This window comes from Streptomyces bugieae (genome assembly GCF_036352915.1).
Taxonomy (GTDB): Bacteria; Actinomycetota; Actinomycetes; order Streptomycetales; family Streptomycetaceae; genus Streptomyces; species Streptomyces endophytica.
Map to the genome: position 1 here is coordinate 197,595 of NZ_JAZBJP010000006.1, position 18,543 is coordinate 216,137.

The window sequence follows — 18,543 nt, forward strand, 5'->3', positions numbered from 1 at the left end:
ATGTTGATCCCTCAGTCGCGGGCGGGTTCCGGCCGGGCCGGCAGCGACGGGCGGAACAGCGCCGCGAGGTCTTCGAGCCTGGTCACCAGCGCCCCGACGACGGCCCCGCCGGCCACGGCCACCGCCGCGTACGCCGGTGCGACCGCTCCGATGTCACTGCTGCTGAGCGCTCCCCCCGCCGCGATCAGCGTCAGCACACCGTTGCGCAGCACATGAAGCCGGCCCATCGGGGTGCCGGAGGCCCCGAAGCAGCGGCACTCCGCACGTACCCCTCGGACGACCATGAGCGCGGCGCCCGAGGTGAACGCCAGCAGCAGTCCGGCAGCGAGGAGGAACGCCACGAGGCCCGCAGGCGCCGTCAACGGGCTTGCCAGCAGCAGGAGGAGCACTGCCACCTCGCTCCCCGCCACGAGCACGGCGCAGGGGCGCACCCAGCCGGCCGGCAGCAGGTCCATGGTGGTCAGCGACTGCGCGAACCGGGAGAACGCGGCCCTGCTGCGGACCTTGCCCAGCGCCGCCGCGCCGAAGACCACGGCAAGGCAGGAAGCGCAGGCCACAGCGAGTATGTCCACGGTACGGATCCCCCTTCATGCGCCGGAGCCGGCCGGGCGGCGCGGCTGTGCGCGACCCGGCCGGACGACGGTGATCTGTCAGAACCGCGCCGTCAGAAGCAGCCGCAGCGGATGAACGTATTCGTGCACTGGTCCTTGACCCAGGTGTGATTCCACCGCGCGCAGCCGGACCCCGGCCCGCCGGTGACGCACACATAGCAGCCGGCGGCGGATGCCTCGGCCTTGGGCACGAACCGTTCCAGGAGCCTGCTCCCCATCGCTTCGATCTTCCGGTACACGTCCACACTCCCTACTCGTTCCAGGTGCCGTATTGGCACCTCTCACGATGCTCGGGCGGTCCTGGACAAACCTTGTCCAATTCTTGAATGAGCTGGTCAGGAGCGGTTTTGGAGTTTGCCGCGGAGCCGGTGAAGGTCCGCGTCGTGGTGTCCCGTGGCGTGCAGGAGGTCCGCCGCCCGCTGCCAGGCCGCGCGGGCCGCCGCGGTGTCCCCGCCGGCTTCGTGGGTGTCGCCGAGATGCTCCAGCGTCTCGGCCTGGTTGTACTGGTGGCCGAGTTCCTCGTTCAGATGCAGGCTCCGCAGGAAGCAGTCGGCCGCCTGCCGGTGGTCGCCGAGGTGCTGGAGCGCGTACCCGAGGCTGTCCCAGGTGTTCGCCTCGCCGCGGCGGTCGCCGAGATGCTGCTGCAGGGCGAGCGCCTCCCGGCAGAAGTCGGCCGCTTCCTCGTACTTGCCGAGCTGCGCATGGTCCCAGCCGGCGGCATTGAGGGCCCTGGCCCGGCCGGTCTCGTGGTCCGCGGCCTCGAAGCGGTCCAGTGCGAGCAGATCGTGTTCCAGGCCCCTTTGCTGATCTCCCCGGCGCTCCCACAGCCAGCCGAGGTTGAGGTGGGTGTGGGCCTGGCCGACCGTGTCGCCCAGCTCCCGGTACAAGTCGAGGGCCTGTTCCAGGTGGGCCTGCGCATCGTCGAAGCAGCCGGTTTCGCAGCAGGAGTTGCCCAGTTCGCGGTGGGCACGTGCCTGGTACGAGCGGTCGGCCAGGGCGGTCGCCGCTTCGAGCCCGGCGAACTGCGTCGCGGTGAGCTCGTCCCACAGGCCGCGTCGCGCCAGGAACGTGGGCAGGACGGCTGCCAACTGCCAGGTTTTGACGTGCAGTTCGGCATGGCGAGCCTGAGCCACGAGGGAGGTCAGCACGGCGTGTTCGGCGGCGAACCACGCCAGGGCGGCCTGGTGGTCGGCCAGCTGGACGGGCGCCGCGCCCGGCAGCGCCGGCGTCAGGGCGATCGGCTCTCCGTGGGGAGACAGCAGCCGGTCGGCGGCATGGGCGGTGTGCAGATAGTGGTCGACCAGGCGCTCGAAGGCGGACCGGCTCGCCGGGTCCGCCGCGGCCAGCTCCGCGGCGTAGGCGCGCAGCAGATCGTGCATCGTGTAGCGGTCGGGCCGGTGGGCGGTCACCAGGTGCGCGCGGACCAGTTCGGTCAGGGCCCGGCCGACCTGACGGGGCTCGGCCCCGGCCAGAGCGGCCACCGCGGCCAGGCCGATGTCGGGCCCGGCGAGCAGACCGAGCAGGGGGAAGATCCGGCGTGCGGGTTCACTGAGCGCGCCGTAGGACGAGGCGAAGACGGCCCGCAGGTCGGCGGAGTCGTCCCCCGCGTCGAGGGTGTCGAGGGCGCCGCCCGCCCCGTGCAGATCGCGGATGAGCCCCTGCAGCGGGAACGTCGGATGGACGGCGGCGCGGGCGGCGATGATGCTGATGGCCAGCGGCAGACCGCCGCACAGCTGGAGCAGACCGGCGGCCGCGGCGGGTTCCTTGTGCACCCGCTCCCGGCCGAGCCGGCGGGTGAGCAGGGACGCGGCGTCGGCGGTGGACAGCGGGCCGAGCGTGAGAAGGCGGGCGCCATGCGTGGTGACCAGGCCGGCCAGGTGGTGGCGGCTGGTGACGATGACGACGCAGGTGGGGCTGCCGGGGAGCAGGGGCAGGACCTGTTCGGCGTCGCGTGCGTTGTCCAGGATCACCAGGATGCGGCGTCCCTGGATGAGGCTGCGGTAGAGCCCCGCCCGGGCGTTCAGCCCGGTGGGGACGGATCCCTCGGGTGCGCCCAGGCTGTCGAGCAGGTCGCGGAGGGCCGAGGCGACGGTCGTCGGCGTCCCGGAGGGTTCGAAGCCGCGCAGGTTCAGGTAGAGCTGTCCCTCGGGGAACTGGTCCAGCCGCTGGTGCGCCCAGTGCAGGGCGAGGCAGGTCTTGCCGATGCCGCCGGATCCGCCGATGCCCGCGATCGGCACCGTACCGCCGTGGCCGGACGGCGGTTCCAGGAGCCGGTCGAGCTCCGCCATGGCGCGCCCCCTCCCGGTGAACACCGGTGGGGGCGACGGTAATTGACGCGGCACCGGGAACCGCGCCTCTGCGGGGACCGCCACCGGCGTTGGGCGGTGCCCCTCATCGGAGCCGGCCCCGGGGCCGGAGCCGGATGCGGACCCGGAGCCGGATCCGGAGCCGGGAGGCGTGTCGGCGAGAGGCCCGCCCGCACTGTCGACGGCCAGGAGTGGCGCGCCTACGAGGATGTCCTGGTGCAATTGCCGGAGCGAGGGGCTCGGGGCGAGTCCCAGCTCCGCGTCCAGGAGTCGGGTGATGCCCCGGTAGACCTCCAGCGCCTGCGGGGTCCGGCCCTGCCGGTGCAGGGCGAGCATCAGTTGCGCGGCGATCCGCTCGTCGAGGGGGTGTGCCTGGGCCAGCAGGCGCAGCGGGGCCGGCAGTTCGGATTCCCGGCCCTGCCGTAGCAGCACGTCGTTGAGGTCCAGCTCGGCGGCCAGGCGCTCACCTTCGAGGGTGTCGCGCAGCGCGTTGAACCACGGGGTGTCCGGCTCGGCCGGCGTGTCGCCGGGCCACAGCCGCAGCGCCTCGGTGAGCAGCCGTGCGGCGTGGGTGTCGTCCCCGGCGGAACGGGCACGTGCGACCAGGTCACGGAAACGGTGCAGGTCGACCGCTTGCGGGTCCACCTCGCACACATAGCCTTGCGGGTGGCGGCTGATCGACGCGCCGAGCGGCTCGATGACGCGACGCAGCCGCGACAGATAGCTGTAGAGCGTCGTCGCGGCGCGCTGCGGCGGGCCTTCGCCCCACAGCCGGTCGATCAACCGCTCCACGGAGACGGGGCGATTGGCGTCGACGAGAAGAGCCGCGAGCACCTGACGCTGGCGCAGATGCCCCAGATCCACCTCCCGGCCGTCCACCTGCGCACTGATGGTCTGAAGCAAGCAGAATTCGACGGCCACCCCGTCCCCCTCCCCCGTCCCCCTCCGCGTCAGTGTTCGGGCATCGGAGAGGGGAATCAAGGGACATCCAGGACTTTTTCCGTCCACCCGGTGCGTGAGCGCGGTCGTCCGCCCGGGTGCTCCAGCACTCCACTACTCCAGAACTCCAGTGCTCCAGTACTCCAGTCAGAGATCGTTGCCGGAGATGGTTCTTCCTCGGTAGTGGCAGTGCCGGGCCGTGGCTTGGTGGCGTCTGCGCCGGTAGGACCGGTTCAGGGAGTGTGTGACTGGGCCGGTCTGGGGCTTGCGTCCGGGGCTTGGGGCGAGGAAGCAGAGCGTCCGGGGGCCGCCGGATCTCCGCCACGGTGAGGAACGGTCCCGGTGGCGTCGTTTCTGCTGGCACACGGCGCTCATACGGATTCGACCCGCCGTTCAATCGCCCTTCCACGGCGCCGAGTTATACCGATCAGCCCTCAGCAACCGACAGCCTTCGCTCGAACCGACCACTTCACGCACAGGGCCGGATCCGGCGAGTCGGCAGCAGGTCAGTGATCGTCCCCGTCACCCGACGCCGTCTTGGAGAAGCCGTCGTGCCAGGCGGCCTTCGCCCCGGAGTCTCCGATGCGGTAAACGTCCACGACGGCTCCCGTGGCCACGACGAGCGACAGGAGCACAGCCGCGATGCGAGCCGGCGCGACCGACCGGCGTGCGCTGCGCGAGGTCCCGGCCGCGGCGTTGCGGCGGGCCACCCACCAGACGGCGACCGCCAGGACGAACAGACCCGCCGCCCAGGGAAGCAGGCCGTCGCCGAGTTCGGTGTGCCGGCGAACCAGTGCATTGCTGTCGACGTGCCCCTCCAGCCACTCCCCGGCATTGGTGGTCAGCGGCACACTCGCGAACGTGACCAGCGCGAACAGCGGCAATGCGATGCCGATGCGCTGCGCCACGGCCGGCCAGATCGCACAGGCCACCAATGCGAGCGCGGTCAGGGGAACGAACACGACGACGAAATGCACGAGCAGAACGTGCGCGGGCAGACCGTTGATCAAGCTCATCGGCAGATCCTCCTCCGGCGGGTGAGGACAAGATAGATCGAAAGGGCGCGCCAGCCGGGCAATGCGGAGCTCTCAGTTTGCTCTGAATCCCGGGTGGGCGGTCCCGGTGGTCGGTGAGGACGGCTCTGGGCCGGAGCTGGTGTGGTGAGTGCTCTCCGCGGCCGGGGGGGGGTGGAGCGTGGGCCGGCCCGTCGACGGTTGGCAGGCGCACGAACAGGAAGCTCCTGGGGAACGCGCGCCCACCAACGGATCACCGCGCCCCAGGGGCCCCCTTCGCGTGCCACTTTCGCGTGCCACGTCTCAGTGGTTCTCCGCGCCAGGCGCCGCGGGGGACGCCAGGGCAGCCTGCATCGCCACCCCGTCCACGTAGGAATGCTTTCCCGCACGGCACCGTTGTCGACCAGGACGAAGTCCGCCAGGTCCACGTCCACGGCAGCACCGGACACGGACGTCCCAGACAGCTTCCACTGGACGACCCAGAAGTCCTCGCCGGTGCGTAGCGAGACGAACGTGAAGGTCAAGTCCGGTACGAGCGAGAACACTTGGGCCACCGCCTCCCGGATCGCCGCCCGCCCCCGCACAGGAGCCTGGCCCGAGTGCAGGTGGAACACTGAGCCGGCGTGTGAAGTTCGGCGATCCGGTCAGGGTCGGGGGCCTCCCAGCCGGCGGGGTACCGCTCCAACGCCACCCTGCCGTCGCCACCCGGTACGTCGAACTCGCCATGCGCTACGAAGCAACCGTGCAGGCCGCCGTCATCAACGAATGCCTGTAACCGGCACGTGACCACGTCTCAAGCCCACACCGCCTTGACTACGGCGTGGCCTACTGCAGCCGCTCGCTCGTAGAACCCCACGAGGTCCCTGTGATGGTCGAGGAACTCCTGCCTGGCCTGTGCCTCGTCTTGGCCGTAGCGGCGAAGCTTGGCACTGGCGACGTTCCACAGCTCTTCGAAAGAGACGCTCGCAAGGAACTCTGCTGCCTGTGACACCCCGGCCGGCTCCAGAATCATCAGGGGCGGGTTCGAGGGGTCGGCTTCGGCGCTGTGTGCCACGGGGCGACCGCCGTAGATCGGCAGCGTCCACAGCTTGCCGGCGTCCGCTTCGAGGACATCGGCAGCGGCGTAGAGGTCATTGACAGCGTCCCAGACCTTGTCGATCGAGTCGGCGATACCCGCTGCGTACTCCTCGGGGTGGTCGTCCCAAGCCGCCCACATAAACGCCGCGAGCCAGGTGTGGTCGTCCCGGATCTCGGACTCCGCGACGGCACGAAGGTGTAGGTGGATGCTCACAGCGACGAGCCCTTCAGTCCGTTCGGCCCGCCTATCAGGCCGAACGGACAGAACTTACTCGACGACACTGACAGCGAGACGTCACGTCTCCCGGCGCGGAATCCCAGGAGCTGTCAAGGCGCCTTGAGGCCCCAAGCGCCGTGTGTCATCGAGATCAACCGCTGCGGACCAGCCATCCGACGCACCTTTCGCAACGTGCCCTGGCCGGCCCACCGAAGTCAGCTGCGGCCGGTGATGACGAAGAACGGGTTCGGCACCAGCCACACGATGCATTGCAGGAGTCGTTCCAGGTCGAGTACGGAAAGGGCGCCCGGGCTCTGGCCGGGCGCCCACGGGTTGCAGCGGGCACCGTGGCGCGATGACATGGAAGGCGGAGGCCATCCGCGAAGGAAGCGCCGCCACGGGGCCCAATGCCATCGCCAAGGCGCCGATTGCCTTCGGCTTCTCTCCGTCCCGGTGAGCGGGTGCGCCGCCGCCGGTCCCGCCGGTCGCCGCTGCACGAGTGTCGCCCGAGGGATGCCGAGACGCCCTACCGCGGCGCCTCCGTCAACCGGCACAGCCCGACCAATGGAAACGGCTCCCTGGACGGCACCGGGCTGCAGTGGCGCAACGGCGCCGCCGCGATGTAGCGCCTCGGCGGCGTTGGGCTTGTGGAATTGGTGCGCCGGGTATCGCGGTCGGCGGAGAAAGGCCAGAGATGGACAACGACGGCATTCCGGCCCCGAATGAGGGGCTTCTGATGACGCATTTCTTGACGGTGCGTGATGTGGCACGTTCGCGCCGCTTCTACAGCGAGGTGCTCGGCGGGCAGGTCGTCCTGGACGAGAACCCTTGCATCGTGCGGCTCGCCAACAGTTGGATCATCATGAACCCGGGCGGAGGCCCGACCCCGGACAAGCCCGACGTGACACTGGTCCCACCCAGCGAACCGCACACCGTCTCCAGCTTCATGAACCTTCGGGTCGCCGACATCGAGGATTGCTACGCCCAATGGAGCGCGAAAGGAGCGGAGTTCCTGACGCCGCCGATCGACCGGCGTGCCGAGGTCCGCTGCTACCTGCGCGATCCTGATGGCTATCTGATCGAGGTCGGGCAGGCCACCGGAATGCTGGAAGGTATTTTCGCCCGCACCGACTCCGGTCCCGAGTAATTCAACTTCCCCCAGTCCATGACGCTGCGCTCCCAGGCAGGTCCGGCCCCGTGTCGTCCCTCCGATCTGCGCAGGCCACCCGGCAAGGGCGGTCGAGGGCTTCCCGCCACAGTTGTCCGCAGAGCACCTTTGCCGGCGCTCAGGGGCCTGCTGGACGCGAGCCAATCGCCGTCTGATCCGACAGAGGCGCTCCGCAGTCCTTTGGTGGCGCGGCTTCCCGAAGACTGAGCCCAGCTTGATCCACCGGACAGGTCCTCGTCGTCCCGCTTCAGGCCAGTGATCACCTATGAGTCGCATCTCGCATCTCGAGTGCCGAAGCCGACGACATGACGTGCGGGTCCGGTTCCATTTCGATCCGGGCTCTCCTGGGGTGCTCTCCTTGGCGAAAATATCGAGTCGCTGGGACAGGCACGGCACCTGAGCGCCGCCGGCCGCCGGACCGGCCCGCGTCGTCGCATTGGCAGCGATCCGGAGCGGCACTTAGCGTAGGAGGGGACCGGCAGTTCGCCCGCATGGCACGGTGGGCTCGCGCGGCCAGACCGCCCTCGACGTGGAGGACCGGGATGGCATCTGTTTCCTTCCTGCTCGTGGCCGTGATCCTCACCGCCCTGGCCTTCGACTTCACCAACGGGTTTCACGACACCGCCAACTCGATGGCCACCTCCATCGCCACCGGGGCACTGAGCCCCCGGGTCGCCGTCGCCGTCGCGGGTCTGCTCAATCTGGCCGGAGCCTTCCTCTCCACGGAGGTGGCCAAGACGATCTCGGGCGGCATCGTCCAAGACAGCGAAGTGTCCCTGGTGATGATCTTCGCCGGGTTGATCGGGGCGATCCTGTGGAATCTGGTCACCTGGCTCCTCGGACTGCCCTCCAGCTCGTCCCACGCACTGTTCGGCGGGCTGATCGGGGCGGTCTGGGTGGGGGCCGGGGGTTCCGCGGTGCGCTTCGGCGCGATCATCGAGAAGATCGTGATCCCTGCGGTGGCCTCACCGTTGGTGGCCTGCGTGGTAGCGCTGTTGGCCACCTACCTCGCCTATGTGATCACCAGGAGGACCTCGGCACGCACCGTCGGGAAGGGCTTCCGTGCCGGACAGGTCGGGTCGGCGTCCTTGGTGGCACTGGCGCACGGCACCAATGACGCGCAGAAGACGATGGGGGTCATCACCCTGGCGCTCATCTCGAGCGGAGTGCTCAGCCATGGCGCGGGGCCGCCCTGGTGGGTGGTGCTGAGTGCGGGGCTGGCGATCGCCCTGGGCACATACGTCGGCGGCTGGCGGATCATCCGGACCATGGGCAAAGGACTCACCGACATCCAGGCCCCGCAGGGCTTCGCCGCCGAGACCAGCGCGACCGCGGTGATCCTTGCCTCGTCGCACATGGGTTTCGCGCTGTCGACCACCCAGGTGTGCACAGGCAGCATCCTCGGCGCGGGACTGGGCCGCAGGCTGGCACACGTGCGCTGGGGCATCGCAGGGCGGATCGCGGTGTCCTGGCTGCTGACACTGCCGGCCGCGGCCGCCGTGGGAGGCATGGCAGCGTGGGTGGCCGGTCGGGGCGAGCTGGGGGTGGCCCTGGTGGCGGGTGTCGCCCTGACCGCCGCGGCGGCTTTCTACGTGCTCTCCCGCCGCCGCCCGGTGAACCCGGAGAACGTCAATGAGATGCCGGCAAGCGCTACGAAGCCCACTGCCAGGTCGGCCGCCTGAACCGGCCCGACCAGCGGCCGAGCCGTCGCCGAGGAAGAGGCAAAGGAGGGAGAAACGGGATGGACATCGACTGGGGCACTCTGGCCGGGGTCTTCGGAGTCAGCCTCGGCATCACCGTGGTGGTCGTCGTGATGTTCTCGCTCGGCCTGGCGGCGTGGGCCCGCGCCGGACACGGGGAGCCCGCCCCCGACACGCCCTCGGGTCGACACCAGAAGGTGGCAGCTATCACGGCCGTGCTGTGCTTCGCCGCCTGCCTCACGGTCACGGCCTACGGGATCGATCTGATCGTTCCCGGCTGACCCCGCCCCTGCTACCTCACTCGCCCGGTGGGCGAGGTGCCTCGCGCAAAGCCCCCTCCACGATGCCGTCGGCGATGGGGTTCTTGCAGGTCGGTCAGTGGTTCGGTGCCTGGGAGATTCGGGTGCGCAGGGTGCGGTCGGCAACGGTCATCACGACCAGGACGACGCTGATTCCCACCATGATCCAGGCAACCAGGTGCATCCCGTGGTCCGAGACCTGGGTGTGGAAGACGACGCCGGTGAGGGCGGAGGCGGCGATCGAGCCAAGGTAGCCGAAGGTGCGCAACAGACCCGAGGCGGTGCCGAGTTGTTCGGCGGGCGCCTGGAGGTAGAGGGCGGTCTGGTTGCCGGCCGCGGCCGTTCCCATGGCGATGCCGAAGACGAGGGTGACCACCACGACCCAGCCGATCCAGGCCGCGGTACCGAGCAGCAGCACGCCGGCTGAGCCGATCAGGCAGGCCAGGCCTGCGGCGATGACCGGACCGCGGACGAGGTTGCGCCGCGAGACGGGCGAGATCACCAGGCCGGACACGAGGGTCATGGGCAACAGCAGCAGTCCGGCTTCGGTCTCGGACAGGCCCCGGACGGTCTGGACCCACTGCGTGACGCCGTAGAGCACGACGTAGACGCAGAGCAGGACCAGTCCGAAGCGAAGGTAGGTGCTGGTCAGGGCTCGGTTGCCGGCGAGCAGGCGGAAGTCGAGGAACGGCGTGCGGGCGCGCAGTTCCCACCGCACCAGGGCGATCCACAGCGCAACAGAGATCGTCAGGAGGTACCAGTGCGCGGTGGGCAGGCCGAACAGGAACAGCAGCAGCGCGATCATCGCCGCGGCGAAGCCGGCTATGCCGATGACGTCCAGACCGGCTGCGATGCCGCGGGCGCTGAGGGTACGGTCCAGCGGGTCATCGGAGGAAACCCAGCACAGCGTCGCGACCAGGGCGACCAGGGCGACCGGGACGTTGATGAAGAAGACTGCTCGCCAGCCCAGCGCGCCCACCAGCACCCCACCGAGGGGCAGCCCGAGCGAGGCGGTGGCGATACCGGCGATCTGCAGACCACCCAGGACTGCGCCCGGTGGCTTCTCCAGGCCCGCGTCCCGTGCGCGTCGGCGGATCAGCAGCATGGCCGTCGGATAGGCGCACGAGGTGCCCAGGCCGAGCAGCACCCGGCTGATCAACAGCGTGAGGAGGTCCTGGGCGAAGCCGCCGACGAGTCCTCCGACGATGACCAGCCCGATGCCGGTGAGGAACACGCGCCGTGGCCCCAATACTTCGGCGGCCTTGCCCGCGGTGGGTTGCGCGATCGCGCTGGCCAGGTACAGGGCCGTGACCAGTGCGGCGGTCTGCCCGATCGAGACGCCCAGCCCGTCGGCGATCGGCACGAGAGCGGTGGCGACCAGGGAGCTGTTGATGGGGTTGAGCGCCGAACCGATGAACAACGGAGTGGCGAACCGCCACGAGAACGGATGATCGCGCGACGTCTCGATCACCGCCGGGTCACTGGTCGAGGGCCGGGAAGGGGGCATCGGGATCTCCAGTACGTCGTGCTCACAGGAGCTGGGCGAGACGTTCGATCAACCGGGCGGCGGCATCGAGGGTCGCGATCTCTTCGCTGGTGAACGACTCGGCCAGCACGCCGGCGACCTGATCGACGATGGCGCTGCGGCCCGAACGGACCGCAGCTCGGCCCGCCGGGGTCAGGCTCAGGATCGCGCGGCGCCCGTCGCCGGAATCCGGCCGTCGCACGACCAGATCACGCTTCTCAAGGCTCGCGATCGTGGCCCCCATCGCCTGCGGGGTGATCTGCTCGCGTCGGGCCAGCTCAGCGGTCGTGGACGGACCGAGGCGATCGAGCCGCGACAAGGCCGTCAGCTGCGGCACGGTCAGGTCACCCTCGGACAGCCTCTCCTGCGTGCGCCGCTTGAACGCCCCGACACCCACCCGCAACCGGGTGGCGGTCTCGCGGACCGCGGCGTCCTGCGCGGTCGGCTTCTGTACATCGCTCACGTTTAGAAGGCTAGCCTTCCAAACGTGACCTTGTAAACCCAGCCTTCCAATATTCGGGCGGCACCCGGTGCGCTTCCATCCCCGAAGCAGGGCGGCCGGCTCCAGTGCGCCGTCCTGGCGCAGCCAGGCGCGCCCCTGGGCTACAGGATGCGCCCCTGGTCATCGAAGCCTTGTGTCCGCTGGACCGATCTGTCGTGTGAGAAGCGGTTCGCGGTTCGCTTCGGGCGAGGGTGAGTTTCGTCGACGAGGTCAGCGAGACAGTCCAGCTGGCCCGGACGTCGCATCGCTTCTTCGATCCGCCCGACAGGGATCAGGCCGTCGAGGACGTCGACGACGAACTGGGACACGGGGCATGGCTTCGCACTCGTCTCGTGAGTCGTCGTTCAGCACCGTGTGCGTATCAGGTGACGGATGCTCAGCGATGGCTGGGCCCGCCGGTCAGTCGATGCCTTCGATGATGCGGAAGTCGCGCTCGACGCCGTCGGGGAGGGCCACCAGCGCCTTCTGGTATGCCTCGCTCTCGTATGCCGCGACGGCCTGTTCAAAGCTGTCGAACTCGATCAGAACGACGCGTTGCGTGATTCCGGCCTCGTGGGCGACGACTCGACCACCACGGGACGGAATCCGGGACAGGGTGCGCCCGCCCCCAGCCTGGACAGCCGGACCGGCCAGCTTGTCGTAGGCAGTCAGCCCCTCAGGGTCGGATATGGCGGGGTAGACACTGACCCAGTAGCCCTTAGCCATGGAAACCTCCTGTGTTCGGCCGGACACGTCCGACTTCGCATTGACACTCAGATCGATCGATCCCGGCGACGGCCACCGCGGTCAGTTGAACCGTCATATGCGCAGGTTAGGGCTTGATGCGCGGGCGAGGGAAAGACCGGTACGGGATAGGCTCAGAACGGATCGTTATCAATCGGCAGGGAGGGCACGTGGCGCCGGATACGGTGAGCCTGCGGTACTTCCTGGTGCTGGCGCAGGAGTTGAACTTCACCCGCGCGGCCGCACGGATCGGTATCGCACAGCCCGCACTCAGCGCCCGGATGCGCCGATTGGAGGCGGAACTCGGTACGGCCCTGCTGGTCCGCAACACGCGTAGCGTCGTATTGACCACGGCCGGTGCGGCTTTGGCGGAGTCCGCGCCGCCCGCGCTGGCGGCGCTGGACCGGGCATGGGACACCGCCCGGAGCGCGGCGGCCGGTGAACTGGGCACGCTGCGCATCGGATACAGCCTCAGCGCCGGGGCCGAGACGGCACCGGCCCTGGTGGACAGGCTGATTCGCGGCAACAGCGGACTCGAGGTCGGCGCGGTCCCGATGGCGACACCGGAGATCTCCCCCGCGGTCGCCGACGGCCGCATCGATGCCGGGATCACCCGCGGTGAACAGCCGGGCCGTGGCGTGCGCCGGTTCCTGCTGCGGCGTGCGCGCATCGGGGTCCAGCTGGCGCAGCACCATCCGCTGGCCGAACACCCGGAGATCGAGATCGCCGACGCGGCCGCGTATCCGCTGAGACTCCCGGACCGTGCGGCCAACCCCGTGATCCACGATCAGCTGTCCGCACTGTTCCGAGACACCCGACCACACCCCCGATTCCACACGCCCGCAGTCTCTTTCGACATGTCTCAGCGCGACCTGCGCGACGGGGGCACCCTCGCCCCGGCCGGCGAAGCCGCGGCCACGGCACAACCGGCCGGTCTCACCTGGCGACCGCTGCGGGGCGCGCCCAGCCTGACGTTCCACCTGGTCCTCCCACGCGAGCAGTCGCCGCTACACCGCCGCATCCGTGCCGTCGCCAAAACCCTGGCGCACGAGCTGCACTGGCTGCCGGACTGACGCGCAAGAGGTCAAGCGAGACGGACGCCTGCGGTGGCGAGGCCGAAGACCTTGCGCCCGGCGGACTTCGCGGTGATGACGACGACGGCGGTCTTGCGGGGGACAAGCACGGGTAACCGGCGGGAACGCCCGCCGTCAACGGCGTCCATGACGTCGGTCAATGCTTCACGCCAACCACTGTTCCATTGCTCCCCGAGGCCGGCTTCGTCCGGCCACGTCTCGACATCACCGCCGCGGAGGTATCGCCCTCCAATCTCCTGCTGAACATGGCCCCTGACCATCTGGCCGCCGCCGGGCAGGCGCTGGCCGACCACCCCTCGGTGCACGGCGCGTTCGCGAGGTCGGGACCCGGCTCGTAGGACGCTCAGTCGAGACAGAACTCGTTGCCCTCGATGTCCTGCATCACGATGCACGAATCGTTGCCGTCATACAGGAGTCGCACGCGTACCGCGCCGAGCGGGATCAGTCGTGCGCACTCGGCTTCGAGCGCGGCGAGGCGCTCTTCCCCCACGAGCCCGGTGCCGACCCGCACGCACAGATGCACCCGATTCTTGACGACCTTGCCTTCGGGAACGCGCTGAAAGAACAGTCGCGGGCCCACACCTGTGGGATCACTGCAGGCGAACCAGGAACCTCGATCCTCAGGCGGCCGCGACCGGTCGAAATCGTCCCAAGTGGCAAACCCCGCCGGTGGCGGCGATACGACGTACCCCAACACCTCGCACCAGAAACGAGCGACGCGCTCAGGTTCTGCGCAGTCAAAGGTGACTTGGAACTGCTTGATCGATGGCATCGGCGCACCATAGCAGGGGGCTCTGTTGCTCATCTCCCCATAGCGATCCGCACGTTGACGGAAGGATCGTCCTTGCGAGCCGCTGCTGGGTCGTGGCGTGGGGCCGGCCCTGCCGGAGCCGGCTCCACGCCACCTTCTCGGTCACCTCGCGCAGGCGGTTCAGGAGGAGGTGGGAGCGCCGGCGACACGGCGCTCGCCACCGTTGCGCTCCTGCCAGAACCGGTAGACCTCCACGGCTGCGTCGCGGGGCCCGTAGCGCATGGGAAGGCGACGCTCGGTGTGGTCCTTGGCGAACTCCTCGTAGAAGGTGTTCAGTTCGAAGTACTTGCGGTCGTCGACGTAGTGGGGCTCATAGGCGTCGCGGGTGGTGAGGAAGACGACCTCGTCCGGGGAGCAGTAGTACAGCGAGCCCAGGCACATGGGGCAGGGGTGGGCCAGGACGTAGATGGTGGTGCCGGTCAGGTGCTCGGTGCCGAGCTTCACGCACGCCTCGCGGATGGCGAGGATCTCGGCGTGGGCGGTGGGGTCGTTCGTCTGGGCGACCTTGTTGCCGCTCTCGGCGAGGATCTCGCCGTCCTTGACGATGACGGTCGCGAAGGGGCGGCCGCCCTCGGCGACGTTCTGCCGGGCGAGGTCGATGGTGCGCTGGACGAAGTCCATGGGGTTCCTCCAGGGAGGGGCTTGCGGGCAGGGGGCGCTCAGAAGGGCTTGGTCGGCAGGTACTTGCCGTCCAGGGTGATCACCGCGCGCTCGCCGCCCTCGGGATCGGCGACCTTCTTCACGTCGAGCTTGAAATTGATCGCGGAGATGATGCCGTCGCCGAACTGCTCATGGACCAGGGCCTTCAGCGTGGTGCCGTAGACCTGGAGCATCTCGTAGAAGCGATAGATCGTCGGGTCGGTCGGGATGCCGCCGGGGATCGAACCGCGGGTGGGGATGGTCTGCAGCAGCATCACCGCGTCCTCGTCCAGGCCGAGCAGCTCTGCGACCGCCTTGGCCGACTTCTCCGGAAGGGCGTGCTGGCCGAGCACGGCGGCGGTGGTGAAGGCCACCGACAGGCCGGAGGCCCCGGCGATCTGCTCCCACGTCAGGTTCTTGCGGGTCTTGGCCTCGACCGCCTGCACGGCAAGGTCCTGGCGGGCGGCGGGGTCGATCTGTGCGTGCACCATGAGGTGGGGTTTCCTTTCGGGGGTGGTAATGCCTGGTACGCGCTTGCGCACGTCGGTGGTGGGACGGGGGCCCGTGCCGCGAGGGGCGACGCGGGAGGTCGAGGTCAGGGCGCGACGGCGGCGGAACGGCAGGCAGGGTCCAGCTCGTCGACGCGGCCGGTGGGGATGTCGTAGACCCAGCCGTGCAGGGTGACCGTCCGCTCCGCCAGCGCACGTGCGAGGGAGGGGTGGGTGGCCAGGTTCGCCAGCTGCGCGAGCACGTTCTGCCGTACCAGCGCATCGACGTCACCGGCGAGGGCGGTGCGGGCCCGGGAGGCGTCCGCATGCCGCAGCCAGTCGGCGATCGCCGGAGCGCCGGACAGGTCGTGGTGGTGGGCGAGGGCGGTCATCGCACCGCAGGCCGAGTGCCCGCACACCACGATGTCTCGCACGCCCAGGACGGCGACGGCGTACTCGATGCTCGCCGCGACCCCGTCGGGAGCCGGGCTGTAGGCGGGCACGAGATTGCCGGCGGTGCGGATGACGAACAGCTCGCCGGGCTCACTGCCGGTGATCAGCTCCGGGACGACACGGGCGTCCGAGCAGCTGATGAACAGCGTGTGCGGGTCGTGGTGACCGGCCAGATGGGCGAACAGGCCCTCCTTGGTCGGGAAGACGTCCCGCTGGAACCGCGCGACGCCCTCGGCAAGGCCATGCATGGGGTCACTCCCTTTCGGTGGATGCCGCCCTCGCTGGGCTGGCGAAATCCACGATGCACGACCTGCATCTATAGCGTCCAAGACTTACTGTCCATAGCCCTCATAGTCCACATCTATACTTGGGTCCATGGCCCTGGAACTGCGCCATCTGCGCTACCTGCTCGCCGTCGCCGAGAACGGCACCTTCACCCGCGCCGCCGAAGAACTGCACATCTCCCAGCCCACCCTCTCCCAGCAGATCAAGCAGCTGGAGCGGATCCTCGACGTGCAGCTGCTGGACCGCACCGGCCGCACCGTGCGCCTCACCGACGCCGGCGTGGCATACGTCCACCACGCCCGCCGCGCCCTGCGTGACCTCGCCGCCGCGGAACGCGCCGTCCACGACGTGCACGACCTCACCCGCGGCCACCTGCGCCTGGCGGTCACCCCCACCTTCACCGCCTATCTCACCGGCCCGCTCGCCGCCGAACTCCACACCCGCCACCCCGGCATCACGATGACCCTGCGGGAGATGCCCCAGGACCGCATCGAATCCGGCCTGCTCGCCGACGAGATCGACCTCGGCATCGCCTTCACCGGCACCCACCTCCCCGGCATCTCCGCCACCGAACTGTTCACCGAAACCCTCACCCTCGTCACCAGCGCCCGCCACCCCGCCGGTCACGACCACCCCCTGCCCGTAGACGACCTCGCCGGACTCCAACTCGCCCTGCTGAGCGGCGACTTCGCCACCCGGGGCCACATCGACGACTACTTCACCCAGCACGGCGTGAGCCCCCACATCGCGGTGGAGGCCAACTCCATCCAGGCCATCACCGAGATCGTCCAGCGCACCACACTGGCCACCGTGCTCCCCGACGCCCTCACCCACGACCACCCCCACCTCATCCCCATCCCCCTCGACCCGCCCCTCCCCAGCCGCACCGTCGCCCTCCTCACCCGCACCGACGCCTACCGAAGCTCCGCCGGTCGCGCCTTCACCCGCCTCACCCACGACCTCATCCGCACCCGCCCCTACACCGGACCGGGGACCGGTACAGCCGCTGGCTCCGAAGCGGATGCGGATCTTGAGCCTCCGGCGGAGCACTGACCGGGACCCGCGCACGGCACGTCCCAACGACCCGTAAGCCGCCGGCACCAGCCAAAGAGCGTCGAACGGGTTTTCCCCAGCCCCGGACATTTCCCCGGAATCTGTGTGACGATCTTCCAATGCGTCGCACCGTACTGATCGATGCCCCGTCCAACCTGGGACTGCGGCCGCCCGCGCCCGGCACCGTCCCCGGCTGCGCCAAGCTCGCCGGGGCGCTGCGCGAACAGGGCCTGCTGCGTCGACTGGGCGCGCTGGAGGGCGGCGTCGTGGTGCCGCCGCGCTACGACCTCACGGGCTGGCGGGAGGGGGTGGACGGGGACTTCAACGCCGCGGCCCTGGCCGAGTACACCCGCAAGCTGGCCGCCCGCGTCGAGGACCGGGTGCGCAGCGGCGACTTCCCGGTGCTGCTCGGCGGGGACTGCAGCATCCTGCTCGGAGCGGTGCTCGGGCTGCGGCGGCTGGGCCGGTACGGCGTGGCCTACCTCGACGGGCACGGCGACTTCAGGCACCCGGGGAACGTGGCCGTGTCCGGGCCGCTCGGCGCCGCCGCCGGAGAGGGCGTCGCACAGATCACCGGCCGCGGACAGGCCGACCTCACCGACATCGACGGACTGCGTCCCTACGTCCGCGACGAGGACGTGAACGTGCTGGGCATCCGTGACGCGGACGAGAACCAGGAAGAGTTGACCCAGCTCGGCATCCGCCACACCCCCGTCGGGGAGATCCGGCGGCGCGGACCGGAGACGACGGCCCGTGCGGTCCTCGACCACCTCCAAGGGCGTGCGCTCGACGGCTTCTGGATCCACCTCGACGTGGACGTCCTGGACCCCTCCGTGATGCCGGCGGTCGACAGCCCCGACCCCGGCGGACTGCTGACCGACGAACTGCGGGCACTACTGGCCCCGTTGGCCGCCTCGCCGCGCTGCGCCGGGGTGAACGTCACCATCTACGACCCCGACCGCGACCCCGAGGGAAAGGGCGCCGTGCTCCTCGCCGACCTCCTTGAAGACGTCCTCACGCAGCCCTGACGCGCACCCCCTGACCACACCCGGCCACACCGGCGCGGCAGGCAGGCACCGTCCAGCGTCCCCTGAACCCCAAGTCCGGCGACACCAAGACGTACATGATGAGGAGCGTGCACACCGTGGACCAGGAGAACGTGAGCGCCACCCTGACTGTCGCCGTACCCGCAGCGAAGGTGTTCGCGGTGCTGGCGGACCCGACGACCCATTCCGCGATCGATGGCACCGGCTGGGTCCAGGAATCCGTCGACCGGGCCCCGCTGACCGAGGTGGGGCAGATTTTCCGGATGCACATGTATCACGCCAACCATCCGAACGGTGACTACCAGGTGGCCAACCAGGTCCAGTTGCTCGACCCGCCGCGCGCCATCGGCTGGCGGACGGGCACGGAGAAGGACGACGGCCACCTGGAGTTCGGCGGTTGGATCTGGCGTTACGACCTTGCGCCGCTGGGTCCGTCCGAGACTGAGGTCACGCTCACCTACGACTGGTCGGCAGTGCCGCAGTCCATCCGGGAGTACATCCAGTTCCCTCCGTTCGGCCCTGAGCACCTCACCAACTCACTGCAGCACCTGGCCGAGCTCGTCGCCGGCAAGTGATGTCGTCGACCGGCCCCCG

The 18,543-nt window shown here is 69.6% G+C and carries 23 protein-coding genes; 7 read left to right on the forward strand and 16 right to left on the reverse strand.

Annotation, left to right across the window (positions count from 1 at the left end; genetic code table 11):
* Positions 1-11: 11 nt before the first annotated feature.
* The 7 genes from V2J85_RS15070 to V2J85_RS15100 all read right to left on the reverse strand — a co-directional run bounded on the left by V2J85_RS15070 (position 12) and on the right by V2J85_RS15100 (position 6,525).
* Entirely contained in the window at positions 12-572 is a 561-nt protein-coding gene (locus V2J85_RS15070; protein ID WP_261958128.1) for a MauE/DoxX family redox-associated membrane protein, read from the reverse strand.
* A gap of 92 nt (positions 573-664) precedes the next feature.
* Positions 665-829, reverse strand: a complete 165-nt coding sequence (locus V2J85_RS15075) for a hypothetical protein (protein WP_261958127.1) — start codon at positions 827-829, stop codon at positions 665-667.
* A gap of 117 nt (positions 830-946) precedes the next feature.
* Positions 947-3,838 carry an AfsR/SARP family transcriptional regulator gene (locus V2J85_RS15080; RefSeq protein ID WP_330821859.1) on the reverse strand — a complete coding sequence of 964 codons (2,892 nt, stop codon included), beginning with the start codon at positions 3,836-3,838 and terminating at the stop codon, positions 947-949.
* Positions 3,839-4,362: 524 nt separating this feature from the next.
* Positions 4,363-4,872 (reverse strand): DUF2231 domain-containing protein, encoded by a 510-nt coding sequence (locus V2J85_RS15085; RefSeq protein ID WP_330821860.1) that lies wholly within the window; start codon positions 4,870-4,872, stop codon positions 4,363-4,365.
* Positions 4,869-5,483 (reverse strand): nuclear transport factor 2 family protein, encoded by a 615-nt coding sequence (locus V2J85_RS15090; protein ID WP_330821861.1) that lies wholly within the window; start codon positions 5,481-5,483, stop codon positions 4,869-4,871. The genes V2J85_RS15085 and V2J85_RS15090 overlap by 4 nt, the downstream gene beginning before the upstream one ends.
* Before the next feature lie 179 nt (positions 5,484-5,662).
* Positions 5,663-6,160, reverse strand: a complete 498-nt coding sequence (locus tag V2J85_RS15095) for a DUF1877 family protein (protein WP_261958124.1) — start codon at positions 6,158-6,160, stop codon at positions 5,663-5,665.
* 218 nt (positions 6,161-6,378) lie between these two features.
* Positions 6,379-6,525, reverse strand: a complete 147-nt coding sequence (locus V2J85_RS15100) for a hypothetical protein (protein WP_261958123.1) — start codon at positions 6,523-6,525, stop codon at positions 6,379-6,381.
* Positions 6,526-6,857: 332 nt separating this feature from the next.
* On the opposite strand from V2J85_RS15100, the gene V2J85_RS15105 reads away from it, so the two are divergent.
* The 3 genes from V2J85_RS15105 to V2J85_RS15115 all read left to right on the forward strand — a co-directional run bounded on the left by V2J85_RS15105 (position 6,858) and on the right by V2J85_RS15115 (position 9,312).
* The gene (locus V2J85_RS15105; protein ID WP_261958122.1) at positions 6,858-7,310 is read left to right on the forward strand and encodes a VOC family protein; all 453 of its coding nucleotides are present in this window, start codon (positions 6,858-6,860) and stop codon (positions 7,308-7,310) included.
* Between the two features lie 563 nt (positions 7,311-7,873).
* Complete coding sequence (locus V2J85_RS15110) at positions 7,874-9,013, forward strand: inorganic phosphate transporter (protein WP_330821862.1); 1,140 nt, start codon at positions 7,874-7,876, stop codon at positions 9,011-9,013.
* 59 nt (positions 9,014-9,072) lie between these two features.
* Positions 9,073-9,312 (forward strand): hypothetical protein, encoded by a 240-nt coding sequence (locus tag V2J85_RS15115; RefSeq protein ID WP_330821863.1) that lies wholly within the window; start codon positions 9,073-9,075, stop codon positions 9,310-9,312.
* 94 nt (positions 9,313-9,406) lie between these two features.
* Here the strand turns inward: V2J85_RS15115 and V2J85_RS15120 are convergent, their stop codons facing one another.
* From V2J85_RS15120 to V2J85_RS15135, 4 genes are all read right to left on the reverse strand, one after another.
* Entirely contained in the window at positions 9,407-10,837 is a 1,431-nt protein-coding gene (locus V2J85_RS15120) for an MFS transporter (RefSeq protein ID WP_261958119.1), read from the reverse strand.
* Positions 10,838-10,859: 22 nt separating this feature from the next.
* Entirely contained in the window at positions 10,860-11,318 is a 459-nt protein-coding gene (locus V2J85_RS15125; RefSeq protein ID WP_261958118.1) for a MarR family winged helix-turn-helix transcriptional regulator, read from the reverse strand.
* A gap of 140 nt (positions 11,319-11,458) precedes the next feature.
* Positions 11,459-11,665: a hypothetical protein gene (locus V2J85_RS15130; RefSeq protein ID WP_261958117.1), complete on the reverse strand. Its 207-nt coding sequence runs from the start codon at positions 11,663-11,665 to the stop codon at positions 11,459-11,461.
* Between the two features lie 91 nt (positions 11,666-11,756).
* Positions 11,757-12,062 (reverse strand): DUF1330 domain-containing protein, encoded by a 306-nt coding sequence (locus V2J85_RS15135; protein WP_261958116.1) that lies wholly within the window; start codon positions 12,060-12,062, stop codon positions 11,757-11,759.
* Between the two features lie 188 nt (positions 12,063-12,250).
* On the opposite strand from V2J85_RS15135, the gene V2J85_RS15140 reads away from it, so the two are divergent.
* On the forward strand, positions 12,251-13,153 hold the full coding sequence (locus tag V2J85_RS15140; protein WP_330821864.1) for a LysR family transcriptional regulator: 903 nt from the start codon (positions 12,251-12,253) through the stop codon (positions 13,151-13,153).
* Positions 13,154-13,164: 11 nt separating this feature from the next.
* Here the strand turns inward: V2J85_RS15140 and V2J85_RS15145 are convergent, their stop codons facing one another.
* The 5 genes from V2J85_RS15145 to V2J85_RS15165 form a co-directional block, all read right to left on the reverse strand.
* A complete protein-coding gene (locus tag V2J85_RS15145) occupies positions 13,165-13,302 on the reverse strand; it encodes a hypothetical protein (protein ID WP_330821865.1) in 138 nt (45 codons plus the stop codon).
* A gap of 215 nt (positions 13,303-13,517) precedes the next feature.
* Positions 13,518-13,946, reverse strand: coding sequence for a VOC family protein (locus V2J85_RS15150; RefSeq protein WP_261958114.1), 429 nt, complete (start codon positions 13,944-13,946; stop codon positions 13,518-13,520).
* Positions 13,947-14,105: 159 nt separating this feature from the next.
* Positions 14,106-14,606 carry a nucleoside deaminase gene (locus V2J85_RS15155; protein ID WP_330821866.1) on the reverse strand — a complete coding sequence of 167 codons (501 nt, stop codon included), beginning with the start codon at positions 14,604-14,606 and terminating at the stop codon, positions 14,106-14,108.
* Between the two features lie 38 nt (positions 14,607-14,644).
* Positions 14,645-15,115, reverse strand: a complete 471-nt coding sequence (gene cynS, locus V2J85_RS15160) for a cyanase (RefSeq protein WP_261958112.1) — start codon at positions 15,113-15,115, stop codon at positions 14,645-14,647.
* Between the two features lie 104 nt (positions 15,116-15,219).
* Complete coding sequence (locus V2J85_RS15165; RefSeq protein ID WP_330821867.1) at positions 15,220-15,813, reverse strand: carbonic anhydrase; 594 nt, start codon at positions 15,811-15,813, stop codon at positions 15,220-15,222.
* Between the two features lie 127 nt (positions 15,814-15,940).
* Between V2J85_RS15165 and cynR the strand changes: the two genes are divergently transcribed.
* The 3 genes from cynR to V2J85_RS15180 all read left to right on the forward strand — a co-directional run bounded on the left by cynR (position 15,941) and on the right by V2J85_RS15180 (position 18,524).
* On the forward strand, positions 15,941-16,903 hold the full coding sequence (gene cynR, locus V2J85_RS15170) for a transcriptional regulator CynR (RefSeq protein WP_330821868.1): 963 nt from the start codon (positions 15,941-15,943) through the stop codon (positions 16,901-16,903).
* Positions 16,904-17,022: 119 nt separating this feature from the next.
* Positions 17,023-17,931, forward strand: a complete 909-nt coding sequence (locus V2J85_RS15175) for an arginase family protein (RefSeq protein WP_330821869.1) — start codon at positions 17,023-17,025, stop codon at positions 17,929-17,931.
* A gap of 116 nt (positions 17,932-18,047) precedes the next feature.
* Positions 18,048-18,524: an SRPBCC family protein gene (locus V2J85_RS15180; protein ID WP_330821870.1), complete on the forward strand. Its 477-nt coding sequence runs from the start codon at positions 18,048-18,050 to the stop codon at positions 18,522-18,524.
* Positions 18,525-18,543: the final 19 nt, after the last annotated feature.